This is a genomic window from Luteibacter jiangsuensis (assembly GCF_011742555.1).
In the GTDB taxonomy this organism is placed as follows: domain Bacteria; phylum Pseudomonadota; class Gammaproteobacteria; order Xanthomonadales; family Rhodanobacteraceae; genus Luteibacter; species Luteibacter jiangsuensis.
This window is the reverse complement of the sequence record NZ_JAAQQR010000002.1, coordinates 487,054-501,826: the sequence shown is the minus strand read 5'-3', so window position 1 is coordinate 501,826 and position 14,773 is coordinate 487,054. Positions and strand designations below refer to the sequence as shown.

Sequence of the window (14,773 nt, the reverse complement as noted above, 5' to 3'; positions counted from 1 at the left end):
GTTAACGGCGGTCGACGCCGACGAAGCGGAGGAACTCGCTGCGTGTGCGGGGATCTTCGCGGAAGCTGCCGAGCATCTGGCTGGTCACCATCGACACGCCGCGCTTGTGCACGCCGCGCGTGGTCATGCACTCGTGGCTGGCGTCGATCACCACGCCCACGCCGCGCGGCCGCAGGGTGTCCTCGATGCAGTGCGCGATCTGTGCGGTGAGCTTTTCCTGCACCTGGAAACGGCGCGCGAACCCGTCGACGACGCGGGCCAGCTTGCTGATGCCGACCACGCGGTCGGTGGGCACGTAGCCCACGTGGGCACGGCCGATGATCGGGGCCATGTGGTGTTCGCAGTGGCTCTCGAACTCGATGTCGCGCAATACGATCATCTCGTCGTAGCCTTCCACTTCCTCGAAGGTGCGGCGCAGGTACTCCGCCGGGTCTTCGTCATAGCCGCGGAACCAGTCCGAGTAGGCCTTCACCACCCGCTTGGGCGTGTCGAGCAGGCCTTCGCGCTTCGGGTCCTCGCCCGCCCACAGCAGCAACGTGCGCACGGCCTCTTCGGCCTGTTCGCGGCTGACCGGACGGTGCTTGGCGTCGTCGCTCATGGGGGTGGTTCCTTCGCGGGTACAAACGCGCATTGTACCGTTGTTGCATCGCGCTGGAGCCGCCTTCTGTGGGAGCCGCTTCAGCGGCGATGGGTGCTGCCGGCCAGCATGCCCGCTGCCGCGGGATCGCCGGCATAGCCGGCTCCCACAATATGTCCCTCAGTCCGGGCTTTCCGCGCCGTCGGCATCGGTGTCGTCCAACCCAGGCACAAGGTCCAGCAGGTCCTGGCTTTCCTCGGGCCCCAGCGATTCCACGCCGCGCAGCTTGCGCTCGATGGCCCGGGTGCGGACGCCGGCGGTGTCGATGCTGTTGCGCACCGTGTCGAGTTGCTTCCGGGTTTTTTCCAGCACGGTGGCGAACTTGCCGAACTCGTTCTTCACCGCCGCCAGCACGTGCCAGACCTCGGAGGAGCGCTTCTCGATGGCCAGCGTGCGGAAGCCCATCTGGAGGCTGTTGAGCAAGGCGGTGAGCGTGGTGGGGCCCGCCACCGTGACCCGGCATTCGCGCTGCAACTGGTCGGAAAGGCCCGGCCGGCGGATCACTTCCGCGTACAGGCCTTCGCTGGGCAGGAAGAGGATGGCGAAATCGGTCGTATGCGGTGGCGCGATGTACTTGGCGCGGATGCGCTTGGCTTCCTCGCGCACGCGCAGCTCCAATGCCTTGCCCGCCGCCTGGGCACCCTCCGCATCGGCGGCGTCCTGCGCGTCGAGGAGGCGCTGGTAGTCTTCCACCGGGTATTTGGCGTCGATCGGCAGCCAGACCGGGCCGCCGTCGTCGGTGCCGGGTAACCGGATGGCGAACTCCACCCGCTCGGCGGAACCCGGCACGGTGGCGACGTTGGCTGCGTATTGCTCGGCGATGAGGATCTGCTCGAGCAAGGCCCCGAGCTGCACTTCGCCGAAGGTGCCGCGCGTCTTCACATTCGTAAGCACGCGCTTGAGGTCGCCCACGCCGGCGGCGAGTACCTGCATTTCGCCGAGACCGCGCTGCACGGCTTCCAGGCGCTCGGACACCAGCTGAAACGACTGCCCGAGGCGCGTTTCCAGCGTGGCCTGGAGCTTTTCGTCCACGGTGGCGCGCATCTGTTCGAGCTTGGCCGCGTTGTCCTGCTGGATGGCGCCCAATCGCGTTTCCAGCGTGGCACGAACCTCGGCCAGGCGCTTTTCGTTCTCGGCTGTGAGTGCGGCGAAGCGCTGGTCGATGAGCTCGCCGAAGTGCTTCAGCGTGAGCGCGGATTCCTCGCGCGTCTTGCGCGAATCGTCGGCCATGCCCAGGCGCAGCGATTGCAGCCCGTTGTCGGTGCGCTCGGTGAGTTGGTCGAGGCGGCGTCCGAAGCCTTCGATGCGCTCGTGCTGGCGCTCGGCGACAGTCTGCAACTGCTCCTGCACGTGGCCGCGGAACTGCGCAAAGCTCTCCCCGAGTTCGCCGCGGCCGGCGCGCTGTTCTTCGCGAATGAGGGTTTCGAGGCGGCGCGTGTCGTCGCGCAAGGCGTCGAAGCGGGCGGCGCTGCCGTCGTCCTGCCGGCCACGGCCAAGCAGGACGACGAGCACCCCGAGGCAGGCCAGCACGGCCAGCAGCAGGACGATGAGGAGGATGGTTTCGGGCGTCATGGAGCGAGATTAACCGACTGTGGGAGCCGCTTCAGCGGCGATGGGTGCTCGCGGCTAGCCTGCCCGCTGCCGCGGGATCGCCGGCGCAGCCGGCTCCCACAGCGGGCGATCATCCCTTCTTCCAGTCTCAGATCTCGCGATTGCCCACGATGACCACGTCGGCGGGGCGCTTCGCGAAGAGGCCCACCGCCACGACGCCGACGATCTGGTTGAGGTCGGCTTCGAGTTCCACGGGATTCGTGATGCGCCAGCCATGCACGTCGAGGATCCAGTTGCCGTTGTCGGTGACCACGCCGTCGCGCCATACGGGCTGCCCGCCGCGCGCGACGATTTCGCGCGCCACGTGGCTGCGGGCCATGGGAATGACTTCGATGGGCAGCGGAAACTTGCCCAGCACGTCGACCTGCTTGCTCGCGTCGATGATGCACACGAAGAGATCCGACGCGGCGGCTACGATCTTTTCGCGGGTGAGGGCGGCGCCGCCGCCCTTGATCAGGCACTTGTGCGGGTCGCACTCGTCCGCGCCGTCCACGTAGAGATCCAGGCGGCCGGCGGCGTTGAGGTCGATCACGTCGATGCCGAGCTTGCGCAGCCGCTCGGTGGATGCCTCGGAACTGGAGACGGCCGCCTTGATGCGGTCGCGGTACAGCGCCAGTTCGTCGATGAAGAAATTCACCGTGGAGCCGGTGCCCACGCCAAGGATGCCGCCCTTGAACGAGCCGTTGCCCACGTACTTGAACGCGGCGGTTTCGGCGGCGAGACGCTTCTCGTTGTCCTGGCTCATGGTTTTTCCAGCTTCAGGATGAAATCCCAGTCGCTCTTTGCCACCGGCATCACGGAAAGGCGATTGCCCTTGCGCACCAGCGGCATGTCGGCGAGTTCGTCGATGCCTTTCAGTTCCTCGAGCGAGATGGTGCGTGCCAGCTTGCGCTCGAATTTCACGTCGACCAGCACCCAGCGCGGTTGCTCGCGCGTGCTTTTCTCGTCGTAGTACTTGGATTTGGGATTGAACTGGCTCTCGTCCGGATAGGCGGGCGACGCCACGGACGCGATGCCCACGATGCCGGGCACCTCGGTGTTCGAGTGGTAGAAGAAGATCTTGTCGCCCACCTTCATGCCGTCGCGCATGAAGTTGCGCGCCTGGTAGTTGCGCACGCCGTCCCAGGCTTCGACGCCTTTACGTTTAAGGTCGTCGATGGAGAACGCGTCCGGCTCGGACTTCATGAGCCAGTACTTCATGCATCGCCGCCCGTGCAGTCGATGAGTTCCTTGTCGGTCGCCACGTAGTCGAGGGAGATGTCCCACTCGGCGGTCTCGATGGCGTCGAGTTCCTGGAAGTCGTAGGCCACGCCGACCAGCAGCGGCTTGGCCGGGCGCTTCTGCCCGCGCAGGAACTCGAAGCTGCGATCGTAGTAGCCGCCCCCGAAGCCAAGGCGATTCCCGCGGCGGTCGAAACCGAGCAGCGGCACCAGCACCAGGTCGAGTGCGCTGGCCTCGACGATACGCTGGGCGGCCTTCGGTTCAGGGATGCCCATTTCGTTGGTTTCGACGTCCTCGCCGGTGGTCCACGGCGCGAAGGTGAGCCTGCGCTTGCCGCCCGACTTCGTGACGACGGGGAGGTAGAAGGTCTGCCCGCGTTCGGCCATGGGCGCGATGGCCAGGTTGAGCGGCAACTCGCCACCCGTGGCCCAATAGCCGGCCACATGCGTGTCGGTGAGGAATTCCGGCAATTGTTCCAGCGACTGGCGCAACCCCTGGGCTGCCGCGACGCGCTCGGCCGGCTTCAGCTGGCGGCGGCGCTGCACGAGGTCGGCTCGCAGTTCACGTCTCTCGGGAAGCTTTGACATGGGTCGTTCAGCTGAACGGCACAGACAAGGTTGCCGTCGAGCCGCCGCACCCGGTGCCGCGGGTACGGCGCTGACCGGCCCCCTGGGAACCGGCCGGCTGTAAAGGAGAGGCGTTCTCCGCGATGCCGCTGCGCACCAAACGACCTTGATCCAAAGGATCAGGTGGGAGGGCTACACAACTTCAAGGCTTTCCGTACGAGGCGGACATGCACAACAGTCGCGAAAAGCCGACCCGGGGTCGTATGTAGGAACAAGGCAAATGTAAAGTGCGCTGGCGAGCACCGCAGGGAACGCCTGGGGGTTATTTTACCGACGCGTCGAGCAGACCATCAAGCTTTCTGCGCAGCGAGGCCAGGCCGTCGGTCAGCACCTGTTCCTGGGAGTCGTGCTCCTTCCGCAGACTGAGCAGTTCGTGAGCGATGCTGACGGCGGCCAGGACGGCGATGCGGTCGAAGCCGGGCACCTTTGCGTTGGATTTCAGCTCGCGCATCTTGCCGTCGAGGAACTGGGCGGCCGCGATCAGGCCGGGGCGTTCCTCGGGCGCGCAGGCAATGTGAAACTCGCGGTCGAGCAGGCGCAGGGATACCGGTTCACTGGCGGTTGCATTCATGTGACGGATCAGCCTGTGTTCTCGAGCGCCTTGAGGCGTTGGATCATCGCTTCCACACGGCTGCGCGCCTGTTCGTTGCGCGCCATGAGCCCTGCGCGTTCGTTGGCCAACTGCTCCTGGCTGTGCCGCAGGCTGCGGTTTTCCTCGGAGAGCCGGCGCACGGTGTCGACGAGCCGGTCGAGCGTGGCGCTCAAGGCTTCCAGTTCGGTCTTGAAGGCATCCGGGTTCGTCATGCGCGGACTATAACAGGACGCCCGGCGTTGTCGGCAGCCCGTCGGTCATCCCGTCTGCATTAGACTTCGGTGCCACGCCCGAAGGAGTTCCGCCATGCCGGCCAATCAGACCGTCGACCCCGAAGACATCGCCGAACTCATCGGGCGCTGCAAGCTGGCCACCTCGGTCAGCGAATTCCATGGGTCGCTGGTCGGGTACATCAGTGCGGGCGGGCGCTTCGGCGCCGGATCGCTGCTGGACGACCTGAAATTCGAACCCGATCCGGCGCCCACCGCCGACGAAGAAGCGATGCTGACCCGGTTGCGCCACCAGACCGAGGCCTGGCTGGCCGATACCGACCTCACCTTCGGGCCCTGGCTGCCCGAAGAAGATGCGCCGCTGGCCCAGCGGGCGGAGGGCCTGACCGAATGGACGCGGGGCTTCCTCGGCGGTTTCGGCCTCGGCGGCTCGGCCGAGAAAGCGAAAGAGCTGAGCGAGGACGCCCGCGAGGTGCTCCGCGACATGGCGACGATCGCCGCCAGCGAGTTCGAGCTCGACGAGGACGTGGAGGGCGACGAGGAATCGCTGACGGAAATCGAGGAGTTCGTTCGCGTCGGCGCGCTGCTGCTGCACGCCGAGGCCGGCCCCAGGAACCACCCTCCGAGCGACACGCTGCATTGATTCCCGCGACCGAGTACGCCCGGCGTCGCCGGGAGCTGATGCGCATGGCCGGCGAGGACGCGGTGCTGATCCTTGCCGCCGCGCCGGAGCGCATGCGCAATGCCGATGCCCCCTGGCCCTACCGCCAGGACTCCGACTTCCATTACCTCACCGGTTTCGACGAGCCGGATGCCGTGCTGGCCCTCCTGCCGGGCCGTGCACATGGCGAAAGCGTGCTGTTCTGCCGCGAGCGCGACATCGATCGCGAACGCTGGGACGGCGAGCGGATGGGCACCGACCGCGCAGCGCGCGAACTGCGCCTGGACGATGCTTTTCCCATCGACGATATCGACGACATCCTTCCGGGCATGATCGAAGGCCGTTCGCGGGTGTACTGCCATTTCGGGCAGGAACCCGATTTCGATGCGCGCCTGCTGGCCTGGATGCGCCGCCTGCGCACCGCGCGGGGCGGTGGTGTGGTGCCGAAGGACCTGGTGGCGCTGGGCCACCTGTTGCACGACCTCCGGCTGTTCAAGTCCCGCGACGAACTGGCGCTCATGCGCCGCTCCGCCGAAGTGGCCGGCGCCGCGCACCTGGCCGCCATGACCATCGCCAGGCCCGGCGTGGCGGAGTACGAAGTGGAGGGTGAGATCCTCCGCAGCATTCGGGGGCAGGGCGCCGTACCGGCCTTTCCGCCGACCGTGGCCGGGGGCACCAACGCCTGCATCATGCATTACCAGGCCAACCGGGCCCTGTTGAAGGACGGCGATCTCCTGCTGATCGACGCGGGCGCTGAGGTGGATTACTACGCCTCCGACATCACCCGTACGTTCCCGGTGGGGGGCCGGTTCACGAAGGAGCAGCGGGCGCTTTACGAGATCGTGCACGAGGCGCAGCTCGCGGCCATCGACGCGGTGCGCCCCGAGCGGTCCTTCGGCGACGCCCATGACGCCGCCGTGCGGATCATCGCCGAGGGCCTGTGCGCGGTCGGCATCCTCCGCGGCGGTGCCGACCGCGTCATCGCGGAGGGAAGCTACAAGGCGTATTTCCCCAGCAAGACCGGGCACTGGCTGGGCCTGGACGTGCACGATGTGGGCGACTACCGCATCGACGGCGAACCGCGGGTGCTCGAGGAAGGCATGGTGGTGACGGTGGAACCGGGCATCTACGTGCCGCCGGGCGACAAGCGCGTCGACGAACGGTGGCGCGGCATCGGCATCCGCATCGAGGACGACGTGGCGGTGACGAAGGGCGCGCCGGAAGTCATGACGGCGATGGTGCCGAAATCCCCGGAAGCCCTGGAACGGTAGGAGCGCCTTGTGGGAGCCGCTTCAGCGGCGATAGGTGCTTGCGGGAAATTTGCCCGCTGCCGCGGGATCGCCGGCATGGCCGGCTCCCACAGTGCTCCGATACCGGCTTACAGCAACGCGAACGCATCGCGCGTCAGGTTCTCCGGCTCGCCCGCGGTGCACACCACGTCGTCCTCGATGCGGATGCCACCGTACTGGCGGAATGCGTCCACCTTCGCCCAGTCGATATCGCCCGAGAACGGCTTGTTCTTCAATTCGGCCAGCAGCATGTCGATGAAGTAGATGCCCGGCTCGATGGTCACCACCATGCCCGCTTCGAGGGGACGGGTGAGGCGCAGGTACGGGTGGCCTTCCGGCTTGGCGATGGTGCCGCCCGTTTCGGACGCCTGGAAGCCCGCCACGTCGTGCACCTGGAGGCCGATGCCGTGGCCCAGCCCGTGCGGGAAGAACGCGGACGATACGCCCGACTCCACCGCGCTTTCCGGGCTCATCCGGAGGAACCCGTGATCGCGCAGCACGCCGGCAAGCACGTGGTGGGCATGCACGTGCAGGTCGGCGTAATTCTGGCCCGCGCGTACCTTCGCCACGAAGGAACGTTCCGCGGCATCGACAGAGTCGATCAGGGCCTGGAATTCGGATGCATGGCTGCCGGCGTACGTGCGCGTGATGTCGCTGGCGTAGCCCGACGCGCTGGCACCGGCGTCGATGAGGAACGAACGGCTTTCCGCCGGAGCGCGGCGATCGAAGTTCGTGTAATGCAGGACGGCGCCGTGTTCGTTGAGCCCGACGATGCTCGCGTACGGCAACTCGGCGTCGATCTGCCCCACGGCCGTGAGGTAGGCGAGATGGATACCCAGCTCGCTCTCGCCCTGGCGGAATGCGCGTTCGGCGGCGCGATGCCCGCGTGTACCGCGGCGGCTGGCCTCGCGCATCAGTTCCAGTTCGTACGGCGTCTTGTAAGCGCGGTGGTAGTGCAGGTGGTCGACCACGGCCGGCGGATTGTTCGCGCAGACTTCCTGCAGGCTGCAGTATTGGTCGCCGATGATGGCGCAGCGTGACAGTGCGGCCGGCAGTTCGGCGATCGCGTCGGCTGGTTTGCGCACCACGACGACGTCGAAGTGTTCCACCCAGTATCCCGACGGCGCCTCGGGCACCACGTGCCAGTAGTCGCGCGGCTGCAGGAACACCAGCTTCGGTTTCTCACCCGGCGTATAGACGAGCCAGCTTCCCGGCGCGTCGACGAGCGGCAGCCAATGCTTGAAATGCGGATTCGCGATGAACGGATAGTCCTGGTCGTCGAGGAACTTCGTGATGGGCCGGCCCGCCGGCACCACCAGGTGATCGAATCCGCCGCGGGCCAGCGCGGTGTCCGTGCGCTCGCGCAAGGTGGCGAGGTGCTGGGGGTAGAGCGCGGCCAGCGCGTCGTTCATGGGTATCTCCGGGGACGTGGGGCAAACGCCAATGGTGCGCCTCCGTGCCGCCGGAGCCAAGCCCGGAAACGGGGCTATGGGAGCCGCTTCAGCGGCGACGCGGCTTGCCCGCTGTCGCGGGATCGCCGCTGAAGCGGCTCCCACAGGAGGCGCGCTACGCCTTGGCGAAGACGACGGTGTAATCGCCGGCGATGTCGCCCAGGCGGTGGCGCAGGAGCGTGGCGGCGTACTCGTTGCCGCCTAGCAGGCCTCTCAGGTGCGCGCCGTAAAGCGTGATGGCGAAATGCCCCACGGCGAAATCGTGGGACGGCGAACGCCAGTGGTGCAGCGGCGTCCAGGTGGCGCAGGAGGGGCATGCCACATAGGCCGAGTCGGGCGCGTCGCACCACACCACCAGCGCTTCCTCCAGCGCATCGCTTCCTTCGTCGCCAAGCGACAGGGCGGTATGGCATTCGGGACAGCGGATGGTGAATCCACCGTCGTAGCGGCAGAAGATGCCGTTTTCCCGGCCGCCGTCCACGAGGTGGGCACCGCCGTGACCGTCCTCCGTCCAGCGATGCCCGCTGGCGTGCAGGCCGATGGCGCGGATGCCCGTTTCCGCGACGAAGCGTTCGTCCAGCACCCGGAAACGTGCCTCCTCCTCGGCGTTCGGGACGGGGGCGATAGTGCCGTCGCCCACCAGGTGGCGGTAAAGGTCCGTCGCGGCCGCGGCCGCGTCGTCGCGTTCGAGCTGGGTGTCGACGAGAATGGTGGTGGCGTCGCTCATGAGCAGGAATGGTGGGCTTCCGCCGGGTGCGTCGTAAAGCATGGTATGGGGCTTCCGTTCAGTCCGCGGGTGGTCCGATCCATTCGTCGATGGCACGTACGTCGTCGTCGCTCGCCGCGACGATGCGATATCCGGACCAGTACTGGCCGGCCGACGCCGCCGGTTCGTGCCATTGCTCCTGGATGCCGATCTCGACCCGATGTTCGCGATGCTGTGCGTCGTGCAGCGTGAAGGCCACCTGGTGAATGCCCCCGTGTAGCGGCGCGTGGGGGCCGAGCAGCAGCATGCCGGTAGCCGAAAGGTTGCCGAGCTGCCCGAGCACGCGGTCGGTCATCACGTCGGTGACGGGCATGGGCGAGGTGGCACGCTTGCGCGGCGCGCGCCGCTGTTCGAACTCCCGGTTCATGCGCGCCCCGCCATGCGTTCACGCGCGTTTTCACGCCGCAGGTTGCGCGCGACGGCGCGCCATGCGCGGTCGACAATGGACATGCGCTGTTCCTTCCATTCGCGTGCTTCGCCGCTGGCGATGAGCCGGGCGAGGCGGGTGAGGTCGATGTCTTCGCTGCGGCTGCCGCGCTGGTTCACGAACAGGCAGCGTCCGGTGCCGGGCGAGAACCACGCGAGCTTGCGCAGGGTGACGCCGCCTTCCGGCCGGACGAATTCGAACCACGTGCCGAAACGCAGGCTGCCGAACCCGTCGTAGATCGCCTGCGCGGCCGGATCCAGGGGCGTGGGCTGCACCGGCGCGACCGGTTCGCCATGCGCCGTGCCCTCGCCGAGGCGTGGTCGTTGTTTCAGCCGCAAGGCGATGTCGGTGGGCGTGAGGCCCTCGTCGTGCTGTTCGCCGAGCGGTTCGAAGACCCCAGCCGCCACCTGCGCCGCCTCGGCGGCATGCATGCCCAGATGTTCGAGGCCGCGCTCCACGTCCTGGCGCAGCTTCCGGGGATCGACGATGGGGCGCCTGCCCAGCAACTGGTCGGTGACGCCGAGGCAATAAAGGAAGGCTTCGCCGGTTTCGCCACCGCGCAGGATGTGCAGCGCGAGCACGTCCGCCCATGTGCGTTCCAGCAGGATGCGCAACACGCCGCGGGGCGCGGCGCCCCGGACCATGTGCTCGTTCATGATTTCCGTGGCGCGCTGGCGGGCGCGCTCCAGGCGGTCCCGACCCTCCATGGCTTCGATCTGCCGGCGCTCGGCCACGTGCGCCTTGCGCGAAAGCAGGGCGATCTGCTGTTCGATGTCCGCGCGCCACGTCGGGTCGATGACCTGCGCATGGCTGGCCTCGACCACGAGCCGCTCCAGCCGGTCGACCAGCGCCGCATCCGGTTCGCCCTCGGCCGGGTCGAGCCAGTGCTGTGCCGCTTCCCCCACCGTGTCCAGGAGCTGGCGAGCGGGATGCTCGGCCTGATCGAAGAAACCGCGGTCGTTCACCGCCGCCCGCAGCATGGGCCATTGCAGGCCGCCGAGCACGGCGCGACCGGGGCTCGCGGCCGCGATCTGCTGCCCGAGGCTTTGGAACAGCATCGCGGTCAGCTCGACCGTGTCGTTCTGTTCCAGCGTGAGTTCCGCCGGCGGTGAACCCGCGGGGCGGCCGAGATTGAGCTGGTGGACGAGCTCGTCGCGCAGGGCCTGCGCGCTGCGTATTTCCCGCTGCGCCGCGTCCGCCACGTCGCTTACGTGTCCCTGCAGCGCGAGCAGCGCGGTCTGCAGTTCGTCGTCGGATGCCAGCCGCCCGGGCGAGAACCCGGCGCCGCGGCTGGCCTCGATCCGGCTGGCCAGCAGTGCACGCAGGCCTTCCAGCACGCCGATGTGTCCTTCCGTCGTGGCCGGCGCCGCGCCCGACACGGGTTCGGCAGACGCATCGGTTGCCTTGCCGCGCCGTTCGGCGGCAGGCGAGGCGGCGATACGCACGTTGGGATACACGCGGAAACCGGGCAGGATGCCGCGTGTGCGGTAATGCTCGTTCAAGGCGCCATAGAAAGCGTCGCCATGGCCGAGCACGTGTTTGTCCACAGCCTGGAACAGCAGCAGGCGGTGCGGATTCGACAGCGGCATCGGCGCCACCGCGGCCTCGAGCGCGGCGGTCAGGGCCCGGGGGCCTGCCGGCAAGGCTTCGCCCTCGAGCGGCGCGCTCCCCGCCAGCACCGCCAGACGGAAGCCGAGTTCGAACAGGCTGCTGGCGCTGCGCGCCTCGGCGCGCGCGGCCATGCTTGCCAGCGCATCGAACTGCTCCTGCTCTTCGGGATCCACCAGGCTCAAGGTGAGGTGTTCGGGGTTCGCACCTCCCGTCTTGTCCTCCGGCACGTCACCCAGGCGACGGAAGCGATCGGACAGGTGCGCCGCGAACCGGTTGCGGAAGGCGGGCCCTTCGCGCTCGACGATAAGGCGGCTTTCGAAACACGCCTGCTGTTCCAGGTGGTTGCGGCTGGCTTCCGCCGCCGCAAACAGTCGGCGGTCCACGTCGCGCAGCGCTTCGCGCAGCGGCATGTCCAGCCAGGTAAGGCACAGCGACAGCCCCTGCTGCGCCTCGCGTTGGGCACGCGGCGACAGAGCGACAGGATGCGGTCCCGTCCGGCCGTACGGCGGCTGCGTGCCTGCACTCATGCGATCAGGTCCTCCGCGACCCTGTCGGGCGAGTTTAGGCGGCCGTACGGCGGCCACGCCAGCGTACAAGCGGCTCGCTTATGGCTTAGGGCAATTGGAATAGGCGCCGCATGTGGCGTGCCTCAAGGCCGTCAGGCCATGAACGTTTCGATGACGTCGTTCAGGAAACGCTGCCCCAGGGGCGTGGTCTTCAGCACGGCGGGATCGTCCAGCAGCCAGCCGCGGGCCACGCATTCGGCGAGGGAGGACGCGATCGCTTCGCGCGGCAGCCCCGTACGCTCCTGGAAATCCGCCGCCGGTACGCCGTCGATCAGGCGCAGCGCGTTGAGCATGTACTCGAAGGGAAGATCGGCTGCCGCCACCGTCGAATCCCCGCCGATGCGCGCGGTCTGGCCGGCGCTGGCCAGGTAGGCCGCCGGCAGGCGTGTCTTCCAGCGGCGGCGCACGCCCTGTGCATCGCTGATCTTGCCGTGGGCGCCGGCGCCGATGCCCAGATAGTCGCCAAAGCGCCAGTAGTTGAGGTTGTGCGCGCAGCGCCGCCCCGGGCGCGCATAGGCCGACACCTCGTACTGCCCGTAACCCGCGTCGGCCAACCGGGCTTCACACGCTTCCTGGATCGCCCAGGCAGCGTCGTCGTCGGGCAGCGGCGGAGGATTCGCGGCGAACGCGGTGTTCGGTTCCAGGGTGAGCTGGTAATGCGAGATGTGGGTGGGCGAAAGAGCGACGGCACGCGCCACGTCGTCGAGCGCACCGGCCAGATCCTGTTCGGGGAGGGCATACATCAGGTCGATGTTGATATTGCCGATGCCGGCGTCCTGCGCCTCGCGCACCGCGCTCGCGGCGTCGCTCGAGGAGTGGATGCGGCCGAGGCGGCGCAGCTTGTCGTCGTCGAAGCTCTGCACGCCGAACGAGATGCGGTTGACGCCCGCGGCGAGGTAGCCGTCGAAACGGCCATGCTCCACCGTGCCGGGGTTCGTCTCCAGTGTGACCTCGGCATCGCCTGCGAAGGACAGCCGCTGGCGCGCGCCGTCGAGGAAGCGGCCCACGAGTTCGGGCGAGAACAGGCTGGGTGTACCGCCGCCGAAGAACACCGTTTCCACCGTGCGTCCGTGCAGCGCCGCACCGAAGTCGCGCAGGTCGGCGTCGAGGTCCGCCAGCAGCGAGTCCACGTAAGCCGCGTATTCCGGGGTGCCGCGCACGCCGTGCGAATTGAAATCGCAGTACGGGCATTTGCGCACGCACCAGGGCATGTGCACATACAGCGACAGCGGGGGCGGTAACAGGGTCATGCGAGGTCGGGCAGGCGAGCCTTCAGCAGCGCCAGGGCCTGGCCACGATGGCTGAGCCGGTTCTTGAGCGCGGGATCGAGTTCCGCGGCCGACATGTCGTACCCGTCGGGGAGGAACAGGGGGTCGTAACCGAAGCCGCCGGTGCCGCGCTCGGACTCGAGGATGCGGCCATGCCAGCGCGCCTCGGCGATAAGGGGCGCCGGATCTTCAGCGTGCCGCAGCAGAACCAGCACGGCGATGAAGTGCGCCCGGCGCCGCTCCATGGGCACGCCGTCGAGTTCGCGCAGCAGCTTCGCCCGGTTCGCGGCGTTGTCGCCATGCGTGCCGGCATAGCGTGCGGCGTAGAGGCCGGGTGCGCCGCCCAGCGCATCGACGCAGATGCCCGAATCGTCGGCGAGCGACGGCAGGCCGGTGATGCGCGCGGCATGGCGCGCCTTGATGAGCGCATTCTCGACGAAGGTGAGGCCGGTTTCGTCCGCGTCGTGCACGCCCTGCGTGCTTTGTGCGACCAGTTCGATGCCGCTGTCACCGAGCAGTTGTTCCAGCTCGGCCAGTTTGCCGGCGTTGCCGGACGCAAGGACGATGCGCATGGCTTTAGAGCCCCTCGGAAAATTCGGGCGCGTAATCGACCCGGCCGCGATAGCCTTCGAGGCCCGTGACCGTGAGCGGCAGCACCTGGAACGCATTGCCGCCTTCGAACGCATCGTGCAACCCGTGCGCGGACGCCTTGCCGAAACCGAAGCCGGAATAATAGGCGGGCGATCCCAGGACGAAGATGGCGCGCGCATCGCGCACGAAACAGGCGCCGATGCCTTCCTCGATCAGTGCGCGGCCGATGCCCTGGCGCTGGTGCTCGGGCAGCACGGCGACGGGGGCGAGACCTAGCGCCTTGCCGTCGTCGCCTTCCTCCACGGTGACCGGCGAGAACAGCACGTGCCCGAGCACGTTCCCGTCGTCGTCCACGGCCACCAGGGAGATGGCGTCGCGGCCCTCGTCGACCAGCCGCCTGACGAGGTTGGCTTCGCCATCCCGACCGAACGCCGCCCGGTGCACGGCGGCGATGCCGTCGAGATCGGCGGGCGTCGCGGCACGGATGCCACTCATGCCGCGGTCTCCAGCGCGGCGCGCTGCGCCGCCACCAGTTCCGCGATGCCCTTGCCGGCGAGATCGAGCAGGGCGTCCATTTCTTCGCGACGGAAGGCGTGGCCCTCGGCCGTGCCCTGCACTTCGATGAAACCGCCGCCGTCGTTCATCACCACGTTCATGTCCGTGTCGCAGTTCGAGTCCTCGGCGTAATCGAGGTCGAGCACGGGCAGGCCGTTGTAGACGCCGACCGACACCGCTGCGACGGCGCCGAGGATGGGATTGCGCTTGATCGCGTTGCGCTTCGTCAGTGTGGCCACCGCGTCCACCAGCGCCACATAGGCGCCCGTGATGGCTGCGGTGCGCGTGCCGCCGTCGGCCTGGATCACGTCGCAGTCCAGCGTGATGACGCGCTCGCCGAGCGCGGCGCGGTCCACGCAGGCGCGCAGCGAGCGCCCGATGAGACGCTGGATTTCCATGGTGCGGCCGCCCTGGCCGCCCCGTGCGGCTTCGCGCTGGGTGCGGTCGGTGGTGGCGCGGGGCAGCATGCCGTACTCGGCGGTGACCCAGCCCTCGCCCTTGCCGCGGAGCCACGGTGGCACGCGTTCCTCGACGGACGCGGTGCACAGCACCTTGGTGTCGCCGAAGGAAACCAGCACGGAGCCCTCGGCGTGGCGGGTGTAATGGCGTTCGATGCTGACGGCGCGCAACTGGTCGGCGGCGCGTCCGCTGGGGCGGATGGAGGTCATGTG

17 protein-coding genes and 1 other RNA gene are annotated in these 14,773 nt (G+C 68.1%); 2 read left to right on the top strand and 16 right to left on the bottom strand.

Features of this window, described 5'->3' with window-relative positions; all coding sequences use genetic code 11:
• Position 1: 1 nt before the first annotated feature.
• The 8 genes from folE to HBF26_RS05860 all read right to left on the bottom strand — a co-directional run bounded on the left by folE (position 2) and on the right by HBF26_RS05860 (position 4,899).
• Positions 2-598 carry a GTP cyclohydrolase I FolE gene (gene folE / locus HBF26_RS05895; RefSeq protein WP_167124015.1) on the bottom strand — a complete coding sequence of 199 codons (597 nt, stop codon included), beginning with the start codon at positions 596-598 and terminating at the stop codon, positions 2-4.
• Between the two features lie 159 nt (positions 599-757).
• Positions 758-2,209, bottom strand: a complete 1,452-nt coding sequence (locus tag HBF26_RS05890) for a DNA recombination protein RmuC (protein ID WP_167124013.1) — start codon at positions 2,207-2,209, stop codon at positions 758-760.
• 127 nt (positions 2,210-2,336) lie between these two features.
• Positions 2,337-2,993 (bottom strand): ribose-5-phosphate isomerase RpiA, encoded by a 657-nt coding sequence (gene rpiA / locus HBF26_RS05885; RefSeq protein ID WP_167124011.1) that lies wholly within the window; start codon positions 2,991-2,993, stop codon positions 2,337-2,339.
• Positions 2,990-3,448, bottom strand: a complete 459-nt coding sequence (locus tag HBF26_RS05880; RefSeq protein WP_167124009.1) for an EVE domain-containing protein — start codon at positions 3,446-3,448, stop codon at positions 2,990-2,992. Before HBF26_RS05880 ends, rpiA begins: the two co-directional genes overlap by 4 nt.
• Positions 3,445-4,056 (bottom strand): 5-formyltetrahydrofolate cyclo-ligase, encoded by a 612-nt coding sequence (locus HBF26_RS05875; protein WP_167124007.1) that lies wholly within the window; start codon positions 4,054-4,056, stop codon positions 3,445-3,447. The genes HBF26_RS05880 and HBF26_RS05875 overlap by 4 nt, the downstream gene beginning before the upstream one ends.
• A 110-nt stretch (positions 4,057-4,166) precedes the next feature.
• A non-coding RNA gene (gene ssrS, locus HBF26_RS05870) (6S RNA) lies at positions 4,167-4,349 on the bottom strand.
• A gap of 8 nt (positions 4,350-4,357) precedes the next feature.
• Positions 4,358-4,666: a cell division protein ZapA gene (locus HBF26_RS05865; protein ID WP_089975219.1), complete on the bottom strand. Its 309-nt coding sequence runs from the start codon at positions 4,664-4,666 to the stop codon at positions 4,358-4,360.
• A gap of 8 nt (positions 4,667-4,674) precedes the next feature.
• On the bottom strand, positions 4,675-4,899 hold the full coding sequence (locus HBF26_RS05860; RefSeq protein ID WP_166701332.1) for a TIGR02449 family protein: 225 nt from the start codon (positions 4,897-4,899) through the stop codon (positions 4,675-4,677).
• 94 nt (positions 4,900-4,993) lie between these two features.
• Here HBF26_RS05860 and HBF26_RS05855 point away from each other — a divergent pair, with 94 nt between their 5' ends.
• Both HBF26_RS05855 and HBF26_RS05850 read left to right on the top strand, forming a co-directional pair.
• On the top strand, positions 4,994-5,560 hold the full coding sequence (locus HBF26_RS05855) for a UPF0149 family protein (protein ID WP_167124004.1): 567 nt from the start codon (positions 4,994-4,996) through the stop codon (positions 5,558-5,560).
• Positions 5,557-6,849, top strand: a complete 1,293-nt coding sequence (locus HBF26_RS05850; protein WP_167124002.1) for an aminopeptidase P N-terminal domain-containing protein — start codon at positions 5,557-5,559, stop codon at positions 6,847-6,849. Before HBF26_RS05855 ends, HBF26_RS05850 begins: the two co-directional genes overlap by 4 nt.
• A gap of 107 nt (positions 6,850-6,956) precedes the next feature.
• On the opposite strand, the gene pepQ is transcribed toward HBF26_RS05850, so the two are convergent.
• From pepQ to rph, 8 genes are all read right to left on the bottom strand, one after another.
• Entirely contained in the window at positions 6,957-8,279 is a 1,323-nt protein-coding gene (pepQ, locus tag HBF26_RS05845) for a Xaa-Pro dipeptidase (protein ID WP_167124000.1), read from the bottom strand.
• Between the two features lie 154 nt (positions 8,280-8,433).
• The gene (locus HBF26_RS05840; protein ID WP_167123998.1) at positions 8,434-9,087 is read right to left on the bottom strand and encodes a hypothetical protein; all 654 of its coding nucleotides are present in this window, start codon (positions 9,085-9,087) and stop codon (positions 8,434-8,436) included.
• Positions 9,088-9,103: 16 nt separating this feature from the next.
• Entirely contained in the window at positions 9,104-9,451 is a 348-nt protein-coding gene (locus HBF26_RS05835; protein ID WP_167123996.1) for a PilZ domain-containing protein, read from the bottom strand.
• Entirely contained in the window at positions 9,448-11,649 is a 2,202-nt protein-coding gene (locus HBF26_RS05830; RefSeq protein ID WP_167123994.1) for a DUF1631 family protein, read from the bottom strand. Before HBF26_RS05830 ends, HBF26_RS05835 begins: the two co-directional genes overlap by 4 nt.
• Positions 11,650-11,780: 131 nt before the next feature.
• Positions 11,781-12,938, bottom strand: a complete 1,158-nt coding sequence (gene hemW / locus HBF26_RS05825) for a radical SAM family heme chaperone HemW (protein WP_167123992.1) — start codon at positions 12,936-12,938, stop codon at positions 11,781-11,783.
• Positions 12,935-13,528 carry an RdgB/HAM1 family non-canonical purine NTP pyrophosphatase gene (rdgB, locus tag HBF26_RS05820; protein ID WP_167123990.1) on the bottom strand — a complete coding sequence of 198 codons (594 nt, stop codon included), beginning with the start codon at positions 13,526-13,528 and terminating at the stop codon, positions 12,935-12,937. The genes hemW and rdgB overlap by 4 nt, the downstream gene beginning before the upstream one ends.
• Before the next feature lie 4 nt (positions 13,529-13,532).
• Positions 13,533-14,042, bottom strand: a complete 510-nt coding sequence (locus HBF26_RS05815; RefSeq protein ID WP_167123988.1) for a GNAT family N-acetyltransferase — start codon at positions 14,040-14,042, stop codon at positions 13,533-13,535.
• Positions 14,039-14,770 carry a ribonuclease PH gene (gene rph, locus HBF26_RS05810; RefSeq protein ID WP_167123986.1) on the bottom strand — a complete coding sequence of 244 codons (732 nt, stop codon included), beginning with the start codon at positions 14,768-14,770 and terminating at the stop codon, positions 14,039-14,041. Before rph ends, HBF26_RS05815 begins: the two co-directional genes overlap by 4 nt.
• Positions 14,771-14,773 lie beyond the last annotated feature (3 nt).